Raw genomic sequence first — 18,426 nt, 5'->3', positions numbered from 1 at the left:
ACCGAGGTAAGAAAGATGAGTGCGGCTTCTTTGTATCCCGTTCGTCCCGAGGTTCTAGCCAACACGCTGACTGACGAGGCCACCTATAAGGCCATGTACCAGCAGTCGGTCGTCAACCCGGACGGCTTCTGGCGTGAACAAGCCAAGCGCCTCGACTGGATCAAGCCTTTCACCACGGTGAAGCAGACGTCCTTCGACGATCACCACGTCGACATCAAATGGTTCGCCGACGGCACGCTGAACGTTTCCTACAACTGCCTCGACCGTCATCTGGCCGAGCGCGGCGATCAAATCGCGATCATTTGGGAAGGGGATGACCCTGCCGAAAGCCGCAACATCACTTACCGCGAGCTGCACGAACAAGTCTGCAAGTTCGCCAACGCCTTGCGCGGCCAGGATGTGCACCGCGGCGACGTGGTGACGATCTATATGCCGATGATCCCCGAAGCCGTGGTCGCCATGCTGGCCTGTACCCGGATCGGCGCGATTCACTCGGTAGTGTTCGGCGGTTTCTCGCCGGAAGCCCTGGCGGGTCGCATCATCGACTGCCGCTCGAAAGTGGTGATCACCGCTGACGAAGGCATTCGTGCCGGCAAGAAAATTCCGCTGAAGACCAACGTCGACGACGCGCTGACCAACCCGGAAACCAGCAGCATCCAAAAAGTCATCGTGTGCAAGCGTACCGGTGGCAACATCAAGTGGAACCAGCATCGCGACATCTGGTACGAAGACCTGATGAAAGTGGCGGGCAGTGTGTGCGCGCCGAAAGAGATGGGCGCCGAAGAAGCGCTGTTCATCCTTTATACCTCCGGTTCCACCGGCAAGCCGAAGGGCGTGCAGCACACCACTGGCGGTTACCTGCTGTATGCGGCGATGACCCACGAGCGTGTATTCGACTACCGTCCGGGCGAAATCTACTGGTGCACCGCCGATGTCGGTTGGGTCACCGGCCACACTTATATCGTCTACGGCCCGCTGGCCAACGGCGCGACCACGCTGCTGTTCGAAGGCGTGCCGAACTACCCGGACATCACCCGGGTGGCGAAGATCGTCGACAAGCACAAGGTCAACATCCTCTACACCGCACCGACCGCGATCCGCGCAATGATGGCGTCGGGCACCGCCGCTGTAGAAGGCGCCGATGGCAGCAGCCTGCGTCTGTTGGGTTCGGTCGGGGAGCCGATTAACCCGGAAGCGTGGGATTGGTACTACAAGAATGTCGGTCAATCCCGTTGCCCGATCGTCGATACCTGGTGGCAGACCGAAACCGGCGCGACCCTGATGAGCCCGTTACCGGGCGCTCATGGCCTGAAACCTGGCTCTGCGGCACGGCCGTTCTTCGGCGTGGTGCCGGCGCTGGTGGACAACCTGGGCAACATCATCGAAGGCGTTGCCGAGGGCAACCTGGTGATTCTGGATTCGTGGCCAGGCCAGGCGCGCACGCTGTATCGCGACCATGATCGCTTCGTCGACACCTACTTCAAGACCTTCCGTGGCATGTATTTCACCGGTGACGGTGCGCGTCGTGACGCAGACGGTTACTACTGGATCACCGGTCGCGTGGATGACGTGCTTAACGTATCCGGCCACCGCATGGGCACCGCCGAGATCGAAAGCGCGATGGTCGCTCACCCGAAAGTCGCCGAAGCGGCGGTGGTTGGTGTGCCGCATGACATCAAGGGCCAAGGCATTTATGTCTATGTCACGTTGAATGCTGGCGAAGAGCCGAGCGAGCAATTGCGCCTGGAGTTGAAAAACTGGGTGCGCAAGGAAATTGGTCCGATTGCTTCGCCGGATGTGATTCAGTGGGCGCCGGGGCTGCCGAAAACCCGTTCGGGCAAGATCATGCGGCGGATTCTGCGCAAGATTGCCAGCTCCGAATATGACCAGTTAGGTGATATCTCCACTCTTGCAGATCCTAACGTAGTACTGAGTCTGGTCAATACGCATCGAAGTATGAATGCTGCCTGATCACTTAGATCTAAACTATGCCCCACCGGTTGGAGTTGAAGCATGTTGGCTCGACGTCGTGTCACTGAGACGCCATGACTTGAATGGGCAATGGCACTTTTCTTAATGCGGCTAAGGTGCGCATTGGATTGATTCCTCCGTTCGGCCGAGGCTAATTCAGCCTCAGCAATAAGTTAGAAGTCCAGGGGGACGCCGGTGCAAGCGCGCGGCGCTTTGGCGCACGGGTTTGGCTGGGTGATGCTGTATGGCGGTATTGCTGCGTGGGTGCTAGTGGCGGCGAGTTGCCTGGTCTTTCGTTCGAGCAAAGCCGTTCATTCTCAGCTGTGACTGTAATTCGAAGGACCGCTTTTGGCCGATTCTGTTGAAAAAGTCGGTTTGCCCAAAATGCTCGAATATTGATGGGTGAAAACACCTCTTTTGCACGCTGCTGCGTGAAATCCGAGATCTGCTAAAAGCAAGGTTTTCAATCTAAGGCGCGTACGTTTCTGCCGTGGAAACCAAGCCGGACTTGTTCAATAGAATCGGCCGTTTGTTGCCTGTCGCGACCGGCTGAAAAACGAGCCGAAACAGTCAGTCGACGCGGGGACATAATTTGGATGGTGTGTACCAGTGGACTGCGGCGTCGACATAAACATGTTTTTGTTTTTGAGGCATGAAGGGCGTGTCGAGCGTGCCCAATGCTATCGAAACCCAGTCGGAAAATTCGCCTTGAGATCGTGACCAGAATAACGTCGAACCACAGTGCGCGCAGAACTCGCGTAACACCGCCTCTGAGGAAGCATAGGTTTTGATACTGGTGGCGCCGCCAAGTATCCGTAGCGCGTTGCGGGGAACGCTGCCGTACGAAGCGAATGCTGCTGCGTGACCTTTGCGACACTGGCTGCAATGACAATGACTCACTGCTTTTGGTGGAGTGAGCAACTCGTATCTGAATGCTGCGCATAGGCAGCTTCCTTGGTGTACCTCTGTCATGCGCCCACCAGTGAAAGTGAAAACACACCAGCTTAACCATCTCTATTAAGACAGTCGACTGACTCCACGCCAGCCCAAATAGATGAGGGGCAGCCAAAGCAGGACACCAAGGCTCATGAGCAACAAGAATGGACGCGGTTCAAACTCAAAAGCGGCGTGCACCGCAAACATTGGTACAAACACCACCTGATAGGGAAGATTAAGTGCAACTTTTGCAAGCGGCCAAGCAAAAAAACCTCGGCATTCCACGTAGGGCAGCAACGCATCTGTTCGATAGCAGCCATGCTCAAGATGGCCCACTTCCCCAAAGGTTGGCAGCAGCATAAGGGCCAAAAAGGCGCCGACAAGAATTGCCAGATATGCAAGGCACGCGATAAGAAGGATCTGGCGCATTCTCAACCTAACGGGAGTAACGTCCTGGCCCATTGGTCCAGGGATTTCTCGTCCTTGCCGATCGAGAGGATCTTTATCTGACATGACCTTCTCCTTAAGAATTTTTGCCTTATCTCCGTGGCGTGGGTACATCGCTACTACTGCACTGTGTGCCTAGACAGTGTCCGCTTCTGGCCCAGAGTGTGTAAAAACGATGAGATCAGATTTGCAACAGACCGACTATAACTATTCAAACAAGGCGGCATACGGTAATGCTATGAACCTGCTCATCGATTTTGTGTTCAACACCATATGATATTGGGTGGGGTTCTGGATGCTTAAGACCGTTACGCTCGGACGCTTCACTGGAAAAAGTAGCTTCTGGTTTGGATTGGTCTGTGCGTTTGGGGCATTGGTTTTGCTATCACCATTCATAATCTTCATAGCTTTGAAAATTATGGCAAGTGATGGATAGATATCTGTCCTATGCAGAATGCGTTTCGGGCGCAGCGGGTCAAGGCAAGTCTGCGAGACATTGCTATGATTCCGCCTCGACGACTAGTCAGTGATACCAATCCGGTACGCGTAGTCGATGTCTTCGTCGGCTGCAGATGGGTAGCGACGTCCCGCCCCCAAACACATTTGCAGTGGCACGCGACCTCTATTTATTCAGTCACCCAATTTTTAGCTCATGACTTAGGCCCGCCACGGTGGAAGAGCTCCTTCGAAAAGTGAAAAGGCTCGATGCAGGAAACTGTTGAAGCGAGCGGCATCACGCCGCAGCCCTGCCTGTTGACCACCAATCAGGCACAGATGGGCCACCTGACCAATCACTTCTGCTTCGCCTGGCATATGGACCAAGCGGCGGCACGTCCGTATCGCGAAGTCCAGTCGTGTTGTGTCAACACGCTGCTGAAACTCGCCTACCAACGGATCGTGCAGCGACCAGGCTCGGATGGAAACTTCCCGTCCAGGTTGTTTCTCAGCGGCGATACTCAAGTAGCGTTTCAAGGTTTCGCCCGCGCTACGACCCTGCGCCGCATAAGCGAGCATGCGCTCCGTGTAGTCTTCTTCCCAAGCGGCCAGCAAGGTGCGGACAAAGTCTTCGCGATTGCGGAAATGGTGATAGAACGATCCGCGGGTCACATTCAATCGGCGCGATAGACTCTCGGCCGAAACGCCAACATGCCCTATTTGGTCGAGGGCCTCAAAACCAGCCGCGATCCAATGGTTACGAGTTAGTTTTCTCACCAGTTATTTCGCCCCATATTTAGCGCCATACAGACTGTGTATGGTGCGCAACCGATTGATACGCTGCGAACACCAGCAAAGATGGCCGTTGCGTTTTGCACGCCAGCACTTTTCATGGAGCTCGCCTTGAAGAAAATCGTCCTGGTTGCTTTCGACCAATTCACTGATATCGACCTATTCCTGATGTGGGACATTTTAGGCCGCAACACTGAAGACTGGCACGTCCGAATATTGGGTTCCAGCTCTATCGTGCGATCGGCGCACGGCCTGCCTGTTTCGGTGCACGGTCCGCTTTCCGAGGCCAATAGTGCCGACGCGGTATTGTTCGTCAGCGGCAAGGAAGGGATACCCGCTGCACTTGCCGCCCCAGATTTCCTGCCGTCGTTTGAACTTGACTCCAGACGCCAGCGAATCGGTTCCATATGCGCCGGAGCTTTCATTCTCGAACGGCTTGGGCTGCTCAGCGGCCAAGCAACTACACACCCGGATGCACGATCGGGCTTGCAGGCTCTGGGACTTGAGTCCATGAACCAGCCTCTTGTATGCCAGGGGAACGTTGCAACCGCTGGCGGATGCCTTTCGGCGCTCTATCTGGTGGGATGGCTGGTTGAATCCTGGTTCGATGTCGTCAAGCGCCGTGCAACGTTGCTCCCTGTTCTGCCAGCTGGGCAGCAAGAAGTCTATGATGCCTTGATCGGGCTCAGTATCCGACAAGGAGAAGTTGGCGCTCAACAACATCCAGTTAATCCATGCGTGCTCAGCTAGGTTCTGGACCTCATCAAGGCGTGGACATTGATTATCCGGACGGCACATTGCCACGACCCATGCGAGCTCCGCTCCTGGTGCGCTACTGCGCCTGGAACCTGAAGTCGCCGTGAACCCCACACTTGAATACGTACCTGATAGCCTAAGCAGGCGTACCGCAATAATGGAAAAAGCCGCTTGTACAGCGAGATTCCTCCACTATGCAGATACCTCGTCTGCTTGGGAATGAGCAGTGAGCGCGGTTGTCCCTGTCCGGCTTGAAAGTCGGTAACCGTCGCTTCCAAGCTAGACAAGCACTTACAGGGCGACAAGGAGCGTTATACGACAAACCATCGCAACAAGAAACGCGACATGGCATGTCGTCTAATTAGTAGTTAGAACTCAGGAGAGATCCCCGATGCCCCGAGAATTTGAGCTCATTATGTCCGTGCCAGTCCCTTCGAGGTCCGGCATCACCCACCTTTACAAGTCGATGAACCTAGCGGACGCTTTTGCGATTCGGCTCCCTGCGGGCACATCTAGCAACCCAGATTTGCTAGCTCGATTCATCCTTTCCCACCAGCCATCCTGGATCGGATGGCTCATGAAAGTTCGAGACACTATCGTTGTCTGTTTTGGTCTCAAGACAGCCAAACATTTGGCATCACTTGCTAATCGGATTGGAATCTTCAAGGTCTACAGCACGAACCAGACTGAAATCGTGTTGGGAGAGGACGACAAGCACCTCGACTTCCGGATATCGATCCTATGTTCGGGAGAGGCTGAGCCAGAAGGCAGTCGCCAACTCGTTTTTTCAACCGTGGTCCAGTGCCACAACCGTCTAGGCCGGGCGTACATCTTCGTTATTGCCCCATTTCACCGCTTGGTCGTTAAGGCCAGTCTCCTTCGTGCAGCGCGCGTCGGTTGGCCTCTGGCTACCTGCCCCTGAGGCTGAGAGCGCTGTGTGCACCCTGAGGTCTAACCCTTCCATCGAAAGGCTGTTCTGGCAAGCCTGGCCAAGTCTCTCATGTCAAACGTTAGGCCTCTAAGATTCATGGCCCACGCAAGGAAGACGGACAAGGCACCGTACAAGTTGATCTGAGCTTCCTTAAAGAAAGATGGAGGATGTAGTTGATGGCTGATTTTGCGGTGTTTTTGTTAGGTCGTCTTACCACTTTGGCTGCGGCGAGCATGGCGCGTTGGATGAGCTGATTTAGCTTCCAACACTGCTACTTCTATAAACAGCAGGAACTCAGATAAGCGGATCACTGGGATTGATCAGGCCGCTTTGCTGATTGCGGATATTACCGATAGCGCGGTCGACCTTGAACCACTCGAAAGCCTCCGGCGGTTCCCACTGTAATAGCATTATTTGCTCCGCGCGCTTTTCCGAGGTTGCTGGGCTCAGCCATTCCCGCGACAGTTCGGGATTGAGCGTTACTGGCTGCCAGTCGTGTATATCCACCACGCCGCCCTTGCTGTCGGCGCTGATGAACACGAAGCCGTCATGCGCTTCCGGTGCATGCTCGGCGGTGGGGTACTGGCCTATCGCGGTGCAGAAGATTGGAGCGCGATCCTTGCGCCGGATCAGATAAGGCTGTGTTTTCGCTCCACCTTCGTCCACCCATTCAAACCAGTTGTCGATCGCGATGATCGCCCGATGCGGCCATATCGTTCTGAAGAATGGATTATGGGCAACTCCGTCTACTCGGACCTTGATCGGCGCGGCATGCTCCATTGCCCAGCGTGGCCGCCATCCCCAGCGCACCCTGTCGGCTCGCATAAACTGACCTTCCTGGTGGAAGAGGGCGAGCTGAGCGGATGGAGCGACGTTGTAGAGCTCTAAAGGCTGGTCTCCTGCATAGTTGATCAATGCGTTTGGAATGTTGAGCGCCGCGACAAAGTCATGAATGCCTCGGTACTGGGAAAGACGTCCGCACATAGTTGGAAGCCTCCGGTTGTGTTTTCAGCGTAGTCCAGAAGCTGGCGGCTTGATGAGGAAACCTTGTCTCAGTGTCGACCCGAACATCGGTTTGGGGTGTGGCGCGCACTGAGCCATAGGCCGATTCCTATATTGCTGAGTGGCAATGGCCAGCTTCGGTCTCTTTTTTTCGGGTAATGCACCACACGCGATACGCGCAACGCGTGTCGAAATCAGACTCGTAAGTGGCGCACTCGGGCTACTGGCTTCCAAGTCAAGACGCGTAAGGTGGCGCGTCACTTCATGGTCGGGTGCGGCTGTGATGCTTGATTTAGAAACTCCGGAGCGTTGAGGTGCGCCGCGTTCGAGACGCGGCAACAGGGAAAAATGATGATCGCCTGACCCTCAGTCAGTACGCCTAACGTCGATCACCAGAGAACAAAAAAAAACAATGAATAACCTGAACTCCAGAGATTCGAACGGTCAGTTGGCGCAGGGTTTCAAGCCGCGTCACGTCACAATGCTTTCCATCGCGGGGATTATCGGCGCAGGTTTGTTTGTTGGCTCCGGACATGCCATCGCTGCGGCGGGGCCGGCGGTATTGCTGGCTTATCTGTTTTCCGGCCTTTTGGTCGTTCTGGTCATGCGCATGCTGGGCGAAATGGCGGTTGCCAACCCGGACACCGGATCTTTCTCTACCTACGCCGACCAGGCAATCGGGCGTTGGGCTGGCTTCACCATCGGCTGGCTCTATTGGTGGTTCTGGGTGCTGGTGATACCCATCGAGGCGCTCGCGGCCGGGCATGTATTGAACCAATGGTTCCCGCAGATCGATACCTGGTTGTTTGCCTTGACGTCGATCATCCTGTTGGTCGTCACTAACCTGTTCAGCGTGTCCAAATACGGCGAGTTCGAATTCTGGTTTGCGATGGCCAAGGTCGTGGCGATCATCGGCTTTATCGGTCTTGGTTTTGCGGTGTTGATGGGTTGGATTCCTGAGCGCGAAGCCAGCGGGTTGAGTCGACTCATGGAGGAACATGGCGGTTTCGCGCCCAACGGTTTGTCTGCGGTTGTCGGGGCATTCATCACCATCATGTTCAGCTTCATCGGTACAGAAGCGGTGACCATTGCCGCTGCCGAATCCAGCAACCCGGCGCAGAACATCGCCAAAGCCACACGCTCGGTGATCTGGCGGATCGGGGTGTTCTACCTGCTGTCCATTTTCGTGGTCATTTCCGTGGTGCCCTGGAATGATCCGTTGCTGGCGTCGGTGGGCTCTTACCAGCGAGCGCTGGAGCTGATGAACATTCCCCACGCCAAGTTAATGGTAGATGTGGTGGTGTTGATTGCCGTGGCCAGCTGCATGAACTCGTCGATCTATATTGCCTCGCGCATGTTGTTTTCTCTGGGCAAGCGCGGTGATGCACCGAAGCCGCTGAAGGTGACGTCGTCGTGTGGCGTGCCGAGGGCTGCAGTGATCGCCAGCACCGTACTGGGAGCCGGCGTGACCTTGTTCAGCTACTTCATGCCCGCCGGACTGTTTCAGTTTCTGCTCGCCAGCTCCGGCGCCATTGCCTTGCTGGTGTACCTGGTTATCGCAGTGTCGCAACTGCGCATGCGCAAGATTCTGCTTCGGCAGAATGTCACGCTGACCTTCAAAATGTGGTTGTTCCCCTGGCTCACCTGGTTGGTCATCGCCTTCATCTGCGCAGCGTTGGCGGTGATGATGGTGACGCCCGAGCACCGTATGGAAGTTTCTTCGACCATCGGTCTGGCGCTGGTGATTTCCTTTATCGGCCTTGTGACCGCGCGTCAGCATGGGCAGCCGCGCAGTGCAGTGTCGGCGGAAAGTGCATAGCAGCTATATCAGCATAAACCTGCTTGCGATCTTTTCAGTGCGCCAGCAGTGGCGGGGCGGTTAACGCCGCCAGCACCACGGGCCATTGCCGCTCACTGCGAGAAAAACATCGATGGCATACAACAACTCCAAGGCCATTCCTCTGCAAACCATTGGTTTTTTGCTGCTGGACCAGTTCACGCTGATCTCTTTGGCATCTGCCATTGAGCCTCTGCGAATGGCCAATCAGTTGACCGGACAAGAGCTGTACCGCTGGCACACCTTCAGCTTGGGGGGCGAGCGGGTGTGGGCGAGCGATGGCATGCCGATCACTCCGGATGCGGCGATCAATAACGCACCGATACTGGATACCGTGATCGTCTGCGGTGGCATTGGCATTCAAAGCGCGGTGACCCGGGAGCACGTTACCTGGTTGCGAGCCCAGGCGCGGCGCGCGAAGCGGATAGGGGGCGTGTGCACAGGGAGTTGGGCCTTGGCCCAGGCAGGCTTGCTCGATGGCTTCGATTGCAGCGTGCACTGGGAGTTTCTGGCGGCCATGCAGGAAGCTTTTCCGCGAGTGAACCTCAGCTCCAGTCTATTCACCCTTGACCGAGACCGCTTCACCAGCTCCGGTGGCACCGCGCCAATGGACATGATGCTGCACCTGATCAGTCGCGATCATGGTCATGAACTGTCAGCGGCCATCTCCGACATGTTCGTCTATGAGCGAATCCGCAACGAACAAGATCATCAACGCGTGCCCCTTAAACACATGCTCGGTACCCACCAACCGAAATTGCAGGAAATCGTCGCCTTGATGGAGGCCAATCTGGAAGAGCCGATCGACCTCGACGAACTGGCGAACTATGTCAGTTTGTCCCGTCGACAGCTGGAGCGGTTATTCCAGAAATACCTGCATTCCTCCCCATCACGCTACTACCTCAAGCTGCGTCTGATCCGCGCTCGTCAGTTACTCAAGCAAACGCCGATTTCGATAGTAGAGTTGTCGGTGGTGTGTGGCTTTGTGTCCACACCCCATTTTTCAAAGTGCTATCGCGAGTATTTCGGCATTCCACCCAGCGATGAGCGCTTGGCGACGCAAACGCAACCGCAAGTGACATCAAGGCCGGTTGTACAGGCATTGCCAATGGCAAGGCCGATGAGTTTGCTGGATCAGGCTCGTGATGAATCAACGTTCGCCAGTATCAAAATTCTGAAACCCTGAACGATCCGGTACGCAATAAAGTCAGCATCTGAAACCGAAATAGCGTCGATACTTCCCGAGCGATGAAGTACTGCATTGTGTTCGAGAAAGCAGCCGCCGTTTGAGCTGCCGCTGACGCTGGTTTCTCTGGATCCAATCAAGGACGGCTCGGCAAACTGCGCTCTCTGCTCTTTCGATAAGTTGCCAGTGAAGGCACAATGCGCATCCTTTTTTTGGCTGGCCTTGCCGGAGGCCTCGAAATGATCAAGACGCCGTACTACCTCATCGACAAACAAAAGCTGCTGGCGAACATGCAGAAGATCGCTTATGTGCGCGAACAGTCCGGGGCCAAGGCCCTGCTGGCACTCAAGTGCTTCGCCACCTGGTCGGTGTTCGACCTGATGCAGCAATACATGGACGGCACTACGTCGTCGTCGCTCTACGAGCTCAAGCTCGGTCGACAGAAGTTCGCTGGCGAGACCCATGCCTACAGCGTGGCCTGGGCCGACGACGAGATCGAGGAGATGCTCGACAACTGCGACAAGATCATCTTCAACTCCATCGGCCAGCTGCAGCGCTACGCCGAGGCTTCAGCCGGCAAGGTGCGCGGTCTGCGGGTCAATCCGCAGGTGAGCAGCTCGGATTACCTGCTGGCCGATCCGGCGCGGCCGTTCAGCCGTCTGGGTGAGTGGGATCCGGTGAAGATCGAGCAAGTCATCGAGCAAATCTCGGGTTTCATGTTCCACAACAACTGCGAGAACGCCGACTTCGGCCTGTTCGACCAAATGTTGAGCACCATCGAAGAGCGGTTCGGCCATCTGCTGCACAAGGTCGACTGGGTCAGCCTGGGCGGCGGCATTCACTTCACCGGTGAAGGCTACGCGATCGACGAGTTCTGCGCGCGGCTCAAGGCCTTCTCGCAGAAATACGGCGTGCAGGTCTACCTGGAGCCGGGCGAAGCCGCCATTACTCAGAGCGCCTCGCTGGAAGTCACCGTGCTCGACACTCTCTACAATGGCAAGCACCTGGCCGTCGTGGACAGCTCCATCGAGGCGCATATGCTCGATCTGCTGATCTATCGCCTGAATGCCAAGCTGGCGCCCAGCGCGGGCGAACACACCTACATGGTGTGCGGCAAATCCTGCCTGGCCGGCGACATTTTCGGCGAGTATCAATTTGATCGTCCCTTGGCCATCGGTGATCGGCTGTCGTTCGTCGACGCGGCGGGTTACACCATGGTCAAGAAGAACTGGTTCAACGGCCTGAAAATGCCGTCCATCGTAGTGAAACAACTCGACGGTAGTGTCGAGGTGGTTCGTGAGTTTGGTTTCAACGACTACATGTCCAGCCTTTCGTAAGCTGGCAGAGAAGGAGAGAGAGAAAAATTGAAGAAGAACGTGCTTATCATTGGTGCAGGAGGTGTCGCCAAGGTGGTGGCCCACAAGTGCGCGCAGCACAACGATGAACTCGGTCGTATTGCTATCGCGTCGCGCAACATCTCCAAATGCCAGGCCATCATCGATAGCGTCAAGGCCAAGGGCAGCCTCAAAGAGCCCGCTGACATCAAAGCCTTCTCGCTGAACGCTATGGATGTCGAGGCGACCAAGGCGCTGATCCGCGAAACCGGATCGCAGATCGTCATCAACGTTGGTTCTGCCTTCCTCAACATGTCGGTGCTGCGTGCCTGCATCGATACCGGCGTGGCCTACCTGGACACCGCCATTCACGAAGAACCGGGCAAAATCTGCGAGACGCCGCCCTGGTACGGCAACTACGAGTGGAAGCACCTCGAGGAATGCAAAGAGAAGAACATCACCGCCATCCTCGGTGTGGGCTTCGACCCGGGTGTGGTCAACGCCTATGCAGCGTTGGCGCAACAACAGTATTTCGACCGTATTGATTCGATCGATATTCTCGACGTCAATGCCGGTTCCCATGGCAAGTATTTCGCCACCAATTTCGATCCGGAAATCAACTTCCGCGAATTCACCGGACAAGTGTGGAGCTGGCAGAACAGTCAGTGGACCAGCAACACGATGTTCGAAGTCAAACGCACCGATGACCTGCCAGTCGTAGGGGCGCAGAACCTGTACCTGACCGGCCACGATGAAGTGCACTCCCTGTCCAAGAACCTCGGCGTGCCCAACGTGCGTTTCTGGATGAGCTTTGGCGAGCACTACATCAATGTGTTCACCGTACTCAAGAACCTCGGCCTGCTCTCCGAGCAACCGGTCAAAACCGCTGAAGGCCTGGAAGTCGTGCCGCTGAAAGTGGTCAAGGCCGTGCTCCCTGATCCGAGCTCGCTGGCGCCCGGCTACACCGGCAAGACCTGCATCGGTGACCTGGTCAAAGGCACCAAGGATGGCCAGCCGCGCGAAGTGTTCATCTACAACGTCGCCGACCACGAAGAGGCCTTTGCCGAAACCGACAGCCAGGGCATTTCCTATACCGCTGGCGTGCCACCTGTGGCGGCCGCCCTGTTGGTCGCCCGTGGCGAATGGGATGTGCAACGCATGGCCAACGTCGAGGAGCTACCGGCCGAGCCGTTCCTCAAGGCGCTGGATGTGATGGGTCTGCCGACCCGCATCAAGGACGAGAATGGAGACCGTCCCTGGAGCTGAAACGCCTGAGGCGTGCGAAATACAGGTGAATCTTGTCTTTCGCTCCAAACACAAAAACGCCGCTCATTGAGCGGCGTTTTTGTTTGTGCGTCATCTGTTGTGCCAATCCCGGTGCGGGATTTTATTGCATGGGCTCTTGCGACCGTGGATACACGTCCTGTTTTTTGATCACACTGGCCAGGCGCGGCTTATCACCTGGCGCCAGTAATCGCTCGATGGCACCACTCACCATGTTTTCCAGCAGATTATCGCGCTCTTGTTCATCCAGCGAATAGTGCGTCAGCCAACTGGGCGCGCTGTTGAGCAGGGCGGCAATGGCATGACCGACGGCCAACACGCCCTGTTCACTGAACCGGGGGCGGATGCGCAGTATCAGCAGCAACTTGCGTTCGTACTGCTCGCGCAGCTGCCGGACCCGTTGCTGCTGCTCTTCATTCAGGCAGCCGCTGTCGCGCTCCACCAGACGAAAATGCCAGGGCATTTCCTGATGTAGATTCAGGTGCGCGCGAATCAATTGATTGAGTCTGTCGCGTTTTGCCGGGGCCGTTTGTTCGATGCGCCCCAAAGTGGCCAGCAGCTCTTCGTAAAACTCCTCAATCAGGTCGAGCAGCAGGTGCTGCTTGCTGGGGTAATGGTGATACAGCGAGCCTGGAGCGAGCCCCAGGCAGGTCGCGAGCTCACGCATGCCGACTTGACCGAAACCCTTGCTGGCAAAGAGCTCCAGCACCTTGTCCCGGTATTCGGCGAAGCGTGAGCACCGCTCAGGCATAGGCATGGAAGCCACGCCCCGTTTTGCGTCCCAGGTAACCGGCGGCGACCATTTCCTTGAGCAGCGGAGCGGGGCGGTATTTGCTGTCGTTGAAGCCGTCATAGAAGGCTTCAAGGATTGCCAGCACGGTGTCCAGGCCAATCAGGTCCGCCAACGCCAGCGGGCCGATCGGCTGATTGCAGCCCAGGCGCATGCCGGCATCGATGTCGTCGACGCTGGCCAGGCCTTCCTGAAACACCAGGATCGCTTCATTGATCATCGGCACCAGAATCCGGTTGACCACGAAACCCGGACGGTTGCCGGCGGTGATCGCGGTTTTACCGAGTGTGGTCGCCATGTCCAGCGCCAGGGCGTGGGTGGCATCGCTGGTTTGCAGGCCACGAATCACTTCGATCAGGCCCATCACCGGCACCGGATTGAAAAAGTGCAGACCGATGAAACGTTCAGGCTGGCTCACGCTGGCGGCGAGCTGGGTAATGGACAGCGACGACGTGTTGGAGGCGATCACGCAGTCAGCGCTGACTTGCGCGGCGATTTGTTGCAGCAAGCGCAGTTTCAGGTCGAGGTTTTCGGTGGCGGCTTCGATCACCAGTTGCACGTTTTGCAGGCTGTTGTAGTCGGTGCTGGTGCGAATCTTGTCGAGGGCAGCGAGCTTTTGCTCAGGCGTCAGCGTGTTTTTGGCGACCTGCCGATCAAGGTTTTTATCGACGGTCACAATTGCCTTTTGCAAGGCACTCTCGGCAATGTCGATCAAAGTCACGTTGAAACCGGCCAGGGCGCAGACTTGCGCGATGCCATTGCCCATGGTGCCGGCGCCGATGACGCCAATGTTCTGAAGATTCATGCGCATGTCCTTATCAAACCCGCTCGAACAACACGGCGATGCCTTGGCCGCCGCCGATGCACATGGTCGCCAGGGCATAACGGCCTTGGCAGCGATGCAGTTCGTGAATCGCTTTGGTGGCGATGATCGCGCCAGTGGCGCCCACCGGATGGCCCAGCGAGATGCCCGAACCGTTGGGGTTGACCTTCTGTGGATCGAAGCCCAGTTCTTGCGCTACGGCACAGGCTTGGGCCGCGAAGGCTTCGTTGGACTCGATCACATCAAGGTCGGCAACGGTCAGGCCGGCGCGCTTGAGCACCAGGCGGGTGGCGGGAATCGGTCCCAGTCCCATCATCGACGGTTCAACGCCTGCGTGGGCATAACCGACCAGTCGGGCCATAGGCTTGAGGCCTTGTTCCTGAACAGTCTGGCCCGTGGCCATGATCAGTGCGCCGGCACCATCATTGAGGCCGGACGCGTTGCCGGCGGTGACGCTACCGTCCTTTTTGAAGGCGGGTTTCATACGGCTCAATTGCTCGGCATTGACCTCGGCCCGCACATGCTCATCCGTCGCAAACGTAACCGTTCCTTTGCGGGTTTCAATTTCGATCGGCACGATCTGCCCGGCAAAACGCCCTTCGGCAATCGCCCGGGCAGCACGCTGCTGGCTGAGCAGCGCCAATTCATCCTGGGCCTGACGCGTGATGCCATAGTGCTCGGCGATATTTTCAGCGGTGATACCCATGTGGAAACCGGCAAACGGGTCTTGCAGTACCCCAAGCATGTAGTCGATGGCCTGCATGTCGCCCATGCGTGCGCCCCAGCGCGCCTGCGGCAACAAGTACGCGCCTCGGCTCATGGACTCGACGCCGCCTGCCAGTGCAGCGCCCGCATCCCCCAGCATCAAACTTTGCGCGGCACTGACAATCGCCTGCAAACCCGAACCGCACAGGCGGTTGACGTTGAAGGCAGGCGTCTCTTTCGTCAGGCCGGCATTGATCGCTACGGCGCGGGAGATGTAGGCATCGCGTGCCTCGGTCGGGATCACATGTCCCATCACGGCATGGCCGATGTGCTCGGGCGCCAGGCCTGAACGTTCGATGGCGGCGCGGCAAACGTCGGTTGCCAACTGAATAGGCGGCACATCCTTGAGTGAACCGCCAAAACTGCCGATGGCAGAACGGACGGCGCTCACTACAAAAATATCGGAATGGTTCATGTTGGCTCTCTGAATAGGTCTTTTTTGTTGGGCACGAGTCTAGAATCAGCAGCGCCACTGGCCTATGCCAAAACTGTTCAAGGGTGATGGCGTTTTTTGCCATATTCAGATGTGACGAGAGAGGCATTCAAATGCGGGAAACGGATTCGGTGGCGGTTTACTTCATGTACCCCATGATCCATGCACTACGTGAAGAACCGCAGCGTCTGCGGTCAGTGCTTGAACAAGTGGGAATTGATCCGCACTGATGGACCAGCCGACGGCACGGGTGCCGGCCACGGCTTTCGCCGCGTTGTGGCTGGTGCAGATTCGAGAGTTGAACGACGAATTTTTCCAGTTGGACTCCCATGGAATGCCGCCGGGCAGTTTTGCCTTGATCTGTCGGGCATTGATTCAGGAGCCAACGCTGGAAAAAGCCATGCGTCAGTGCCTGGCCAATTTCGCCCTGTTCCTGAGTGATTTTCGCGGCACGTTGAGCGTGCGTGGCAAGCGTGCGGTCATCAGCTTGCAGACCCGTGCGCAGAACAGCGAGGTCAGTCGGTTGGGCGAAGAAACGTTTCTGGTGTTGATGATCAGCCTGCTGTGCTGGCTGGGTGGGCGGCGCATTCCGATCGATCGTGCGGACTTTCGTCATCAGCGTTTGTCGCTGCGTGATGATGCCATGCTCTGGGGGCCCAACCTGACCTTTGGCACCGAACGCACTGAAATCGAGTTTGCCAGTCACTACCTGCGCCTGCCGGTGATTCAAGACCTTGCTTCGCTGAAAGTGTTTTTACGCACCGCACCGCAATGGCTGGTGATCCGCTTCCGCAACCAGCATGGGCTGACCTCGCAGGTTCATCAGCGTCTGCGCCACAGTCATTACAGCGAATGGCCGACCTTACAAGCCTTCGCCCTGGAACAGCACCTGAGCCCCAGCACCTTTCGCCGCAAACTGGGACGTGAAGGCTGTTCGTATCAGGAGATCAAGGATGAAGTGCGGCGCGCGGTGGCGTTTGAACGGTTGCGCCAGAGCAAGGCGAGCATCAGCGATATTGCCGAGCAGTTGGGGTTTCAGGAGCCGAGCGCGTTTCATCGTGCGTTCAAGAAGTGGACAGGGGAGAGCCCGGGACGGTATCGGGCGCGGTTTCAGGCATCGGAGGCAACTGATTCATGAACTGCGCTCAGCAGTCCATGCGGATTTTTGATCTTAATCGATGTGCTCAGGGCTTGTAGCATGCCTATCAAGAGGTCAGCTTTCAAAGTCCTGTTTTTTAGTGCCGAGCGGCGCAAGGGAAGAGCGCTCAGGCGAGAACATGCGATTGGCTTTGCATCGCTCGTTCAAGAAAGTCGATGAACGCGCGCACCTTTGCATTCAAAGCCGATCGCTCGGTGACGCAGGCATAGATATGCATCGGCTCAGGCTCCGCGCAAGCTGCGTTGCGACTGCCCGGCTCGAACAACGGTAGAAGTCGGCCGCTGTCTATCAGTGGCTGAGCGATAAAGCTCGCCAGACGTGCGATCCCGCCGCCGTTTACAGCAATCTGCGCGATAGTGTCGATGTCATCGCAGATGAAGCCCGGGTTGACTTTGGCCTCGAAGCGGCTGCCGTTGAGTACAAATGTCCAGGGCAGAAAACGACCATCAGTTGGATAGCGAAAGACAAGGCAAGTGTGTTGCTTCAGTTCCTCAGGTGTTGTCGGTATGCCCGCGCGGTCGAGATACGCGGGCGCCGCGCAGAAAACGAAAGGAAACGAAGCGATTCGCCGGACAATGAGCTGATCGTTCAGCTGCGCTTCGATGCGGATACTGACGTCGACGCCCTCCAGCCGATGATCAACGCTGCGATCCGTATTGATCAGTTCGATGTCGATGCGCGGATAGGCGTCCTTGAACGCGGGCATTAATGGCGCGAGTACATGCCGACCAAATGCCGCGGTGGTGGCGATGCAAAGCGGCCCCTGCGGTGTGGTGGCGACCGTGGCAGCTTGCGAGGCCAGATCGATATCGCCCGGGATGTGACGCACTTTCTCGAAATAGCGAGTGCCGCTTTCGGTGAGCGCCATACTTCGGGTTGTACGAGAGAGCAGGCGCACGCCCAAGTGGGCTTCGAGTCGCGTGATGCTCTGGCTGACCGCTGCGGCGCTCATGCCTTGGGCACGGGCCGCCGCCGCGATGCTGCCGTTTTCTACCACACGGATATAGGTATTGATCAAACCAAGAATATCCATCGGGCCCTCATACTCGATTCGTTGATGTTGCTTAAGAAAGATTCAAGCGCAACGCGTCTACCGGCGCGTTTGGCAGCTTGCTAGGTTAGCCGCTCTTTCGCCACTCAAGATTGACAAGGCTTAAATCGATGTCCGACAGAACAGCTAAAAATACCGTGCGTTTTCGCTTGCCTAAACATGCCACGCCTTACGTCTTTGCTCTTTACATGGCAACGATCATGGCGTTTCTCATGTGTCTCGTCATTACCCTAACGGAATTCGGAATAGGTGAACATTACATGGAAAATGTGATGAATGCGTACCGGGTGGCAATGCCTTCGGCATTCATCTGCGTGCTCGTCGTGCGCCCATTGGTTGCCCGACTTGTAGCGTGGACCGTGCAGGGGCACTGAGGGAAAGTCACTGCCATAAGGAGGTTGAGCGCAAGTGATCGTATGACTATGGTTGAACCCGGTACCTTGCCGTCATACCGGGAAATTGAAGGTCCATCGGCCAGCGTTCCCCTGGTTCTC

General features: G+C 56.7%; 16 protein-coding genes and 1 pseudogene. 9 read left to right on the top strand and 8 right to left on the bottom strand.

Annotation, left to right across the window (positions count from 1 at the left end):
* Positions 1–15 precede the first annotated feature (15 nt).
* Complete coding sequence (acs, locus tag ACZ89R_RS03755; protein ID WP_429546656.1) at positions 16–1,971, top strand: acetate--CoA ligase; 1,956 nt, start codon at positions 16–18, stop codon at positions 1,969–1,971.
* Positions 1,972–2,541: 570 nt separating this feature from the next.
* Here acs and ACZ89R_RS03750 read toward each other — a convergent pair.
* The 3 genes from ACZ89R_RS03750 to ACZ89R_RS03740 form a co-directional block, all read right to left on the bottom strand.
* Positions 2,542–2,943 (bottom strand): GFA family protein, encoded by a 402-nt coding sequence (locus tag ACZ89R_RS03750; RefSeq protein ID WP_429546657.1) that lies wholly within the window; start codon positions 2,941–2,943, stop codon positions 2,542–2,544.
* Positions 2,944–2,988: 45 nt separating this feature from the next.
* The gene (locus ACZ89R_RS03745) at positions 2,989–3,420 is read right to left on the bottom strand and encodes a hypothetical protein (RefSeq protein ID WP_429546658.1); all 432 of its coding nucleotides are present in this window, start codon (positions 3,418–3,420) and stop codon (positions 2,989–2,991) included.
* 591 nt (positions 3,421–4,011) lie between these two features.
* Positions 4,012–4,566 (bottom strand): TetR/AcrR family transcriptional regulator, encoded by a 555-nt coding sequence (locus ACZ89R_RS03740; protein WP_429546659.1) that lies wholly within the window; start codon positions 4,564–4,566, stop codon positions 4,012–4,014.
* Between the two features lie 126 nt (positions 4,567–4,692).
* Between ACZ89R_RS03740 and ACZ89R_RS03735 the strand changes: the two genes are divergently transcribed.
* Together ACZ89R_RS03735 and ACZ89R_RS03730 are read left to right on the top strand one after the other, a co-directional pair.
* Complete coding sequence (locus ACZ89R_RS03735) at positions 4,693–5,331, top strand: DJ-1/PfpI family protein (RefSeq protein ID WP_429546660.1); 639 nt, start codon at positions 4,693–4,695, stop codon at positions 5,329–5,331.
* 397 nt (positions 5,332–5,728) lie between these two features.
* Complete coding sequence (locus tag ACZ89R_RS03730; protein ID WP_429546661.1) at positions 5,729–6,259, top strand: DUF2867 domain-containing protein; 531 nt, start codon at positions 5,729–5,731, stop codon at positions 6,257–6,259.
* Between the two features lie 303 nt (positions 6,260–6,562).
* On the opposite strand, the gene ACZ89R_RS03725 is transcribed toward ACZ89R_RS03730, so the two are convergent.
* On the bottom strand, positions 6,563–7,252 hold the full coding sequence (locus ACZ89R_RS03725; protein WP_429546662.1) for an SOS response-associated peptidase family protein: 690 nt from the start codon (positions 7,250–7,252) through the stop codon (positions 6,563–6,565).
* A 430-nt stretch (positions 7,253–7,682) separates the two neighbouring features.
* On the opposite strand from ACZ89R_RS03725, the gene gabP reads away from it, so the two are divergent.
* From gabP to ACZ89R_RS03705, 4 genes are all read left to right on the top strand, one after another.
* Complete coding sequence (gene gabP, locus ACZ89R_RS03720; RefSeq protein WP_429546663.1) at positions 7,683–9,089, top strand: GABA permease; 1,407 nt, start codon at positions 7,683–7,685, stop codon at positions 9,087–9,089.
* A 112-nt stretch (positions 9,090–9,201) separates the two neighbouring features.
* Positions 9,202–10,293 carry a choline metabolism transcriptional regulator GbdR gene (gbdR, locus tag ACZ89R_RS03715; protein ID WP_429546664.1) on the top strand — a complete coding sequence of 364 codons (1,092 nt, stop codon included), beginning with the start codon at positions 9,202–9,204 and terminating at the stop codon, positions 10,291–10,293.
* A gap of 239 nt (positions 10,294–10,532) precedes the next feature.
* Complete coding sequence (gene nspC, locus ACZ89R_RS03710) at positions 10,533–11,630, top strand: carboxynorspermidine decarboxylase (RefSeq protein ID WP_429546665.1); 1,098 nt, start codon at positions 10,533–10,535, stop codon at positions 11,628–11,630.
* Positions 11,631–11,657: 27 nt separating this feature from the next.
* Complete coding sequence (locus ACZ89R_RS03705; RefSeq protein ID WP_033036557.1) at positions 11,658–12,893, top strand: saccharopine dehydrogenase family protein; 1,236 nt, start codon at positions 11,658–11,660, stop codon at positions 12,891–12,893.
* 121 nt (positions 12,894–13,014) lie between these two features.
* Here the strand turns inward: ACZ89R_RS03705 and ACZ89R_RS03700 are convergent, their stop codons facing one another.
* From ACZ89R_RS03700 to ACZ89R_RS03690, 3 genes are read right to left on the bottom strand one after another with little or no spacing between them, the layout of a single operon-like run.
* On the bottom strand, positions 13,015–13,668 hold the full coding sequence (locus ACZ89R_RS03700) for a TetR/AcrR family transcriptional regulator (protein ID WP_123494919.1): 654 nt from the start codon (positions 13,666–13,668) through the stop codon (positions 13,015–13,017).
* Positions 13,655–14,506 carry a 3-hydroxybutyryl-CoA dehydrogenase gene (locus tag ACZ89R_RS03695; protein WP_429546666.1) on the bottom strand — a complete coding sequence of 284 codons (852 nt, stop codon included), beginning with the start codon at positions 14,504–14,506 and terminating at the stop codon, positions 13,655–13,657. Before ACZ89R_RS03695 ends, ACZ89R_RS03700 begins: the two co-directional genes overlap by 14 nt.
* Positions 14,507–14,519: 13 nt before the next feature.
* Positions 14,520–15,704: an acetyl-CoA C-acyltransferase family protein gene (locus ACZ89R_RS03690; protein WP_095631998.1), complete on the bottom strand. Its 1,185-nt coding sequence runs from the start codon at positions 15,702–15,704 to the stop codon at positions 14,520–14,522.
* Positions 15,705–15,835: 131 nt separating this feature from the next.
* Between ACZ89R_RS03690 and ACZ89R_RS03685 the strand changes: the two are divergent.
* Positions 15,836–16,860, top strand: a pseudogene (locus ACZ89R_RS03685) (AraC family transcriptional regulator).
* Between the two features lie 127 nt (positions 16,861–16,987).
* Here the strand turns inward: ACZ89R_RS03685 and ACZ89R_RS03680 are convergent.
* On the bottom strand, positions 16,988–17,914 hold the full coding sequence (locus tag ACZ89R_RS03680) for a LysR family transcriptional regulator (RefSeq protein WP_429546667.1): 927 nt from the start codon (positions 17,912–17,914) through the stop codon (positions 16,988–16,990).
* 128 nt (positions 17,915–18,042) lie between these two features.
* On the opposite strand from ACZ89R_RS03680, the gene ACZ89R_RS03675 reads away from it, so the two are divergent.
* Positions 18,043–18,306: a DUF2798 domain-containing protein gene (locus ACZ89R_RS03675; protein WP_429546668.1), complete on the top strand. Its 264-nt coding sequence runs from the start codon at positions 18,043–18,045 to the stop codon at positions 18,304–18,306.
* The last annotated feature ends 120 nt before the right edge of the window (positions 18,307–18,426 follow it).

Source organism: Pseudomonas sp. TE3728, assembly GCF_056279145.1.
This window is presented reverse-complemented; position numbering and strand designations above follow the sequence as displayed.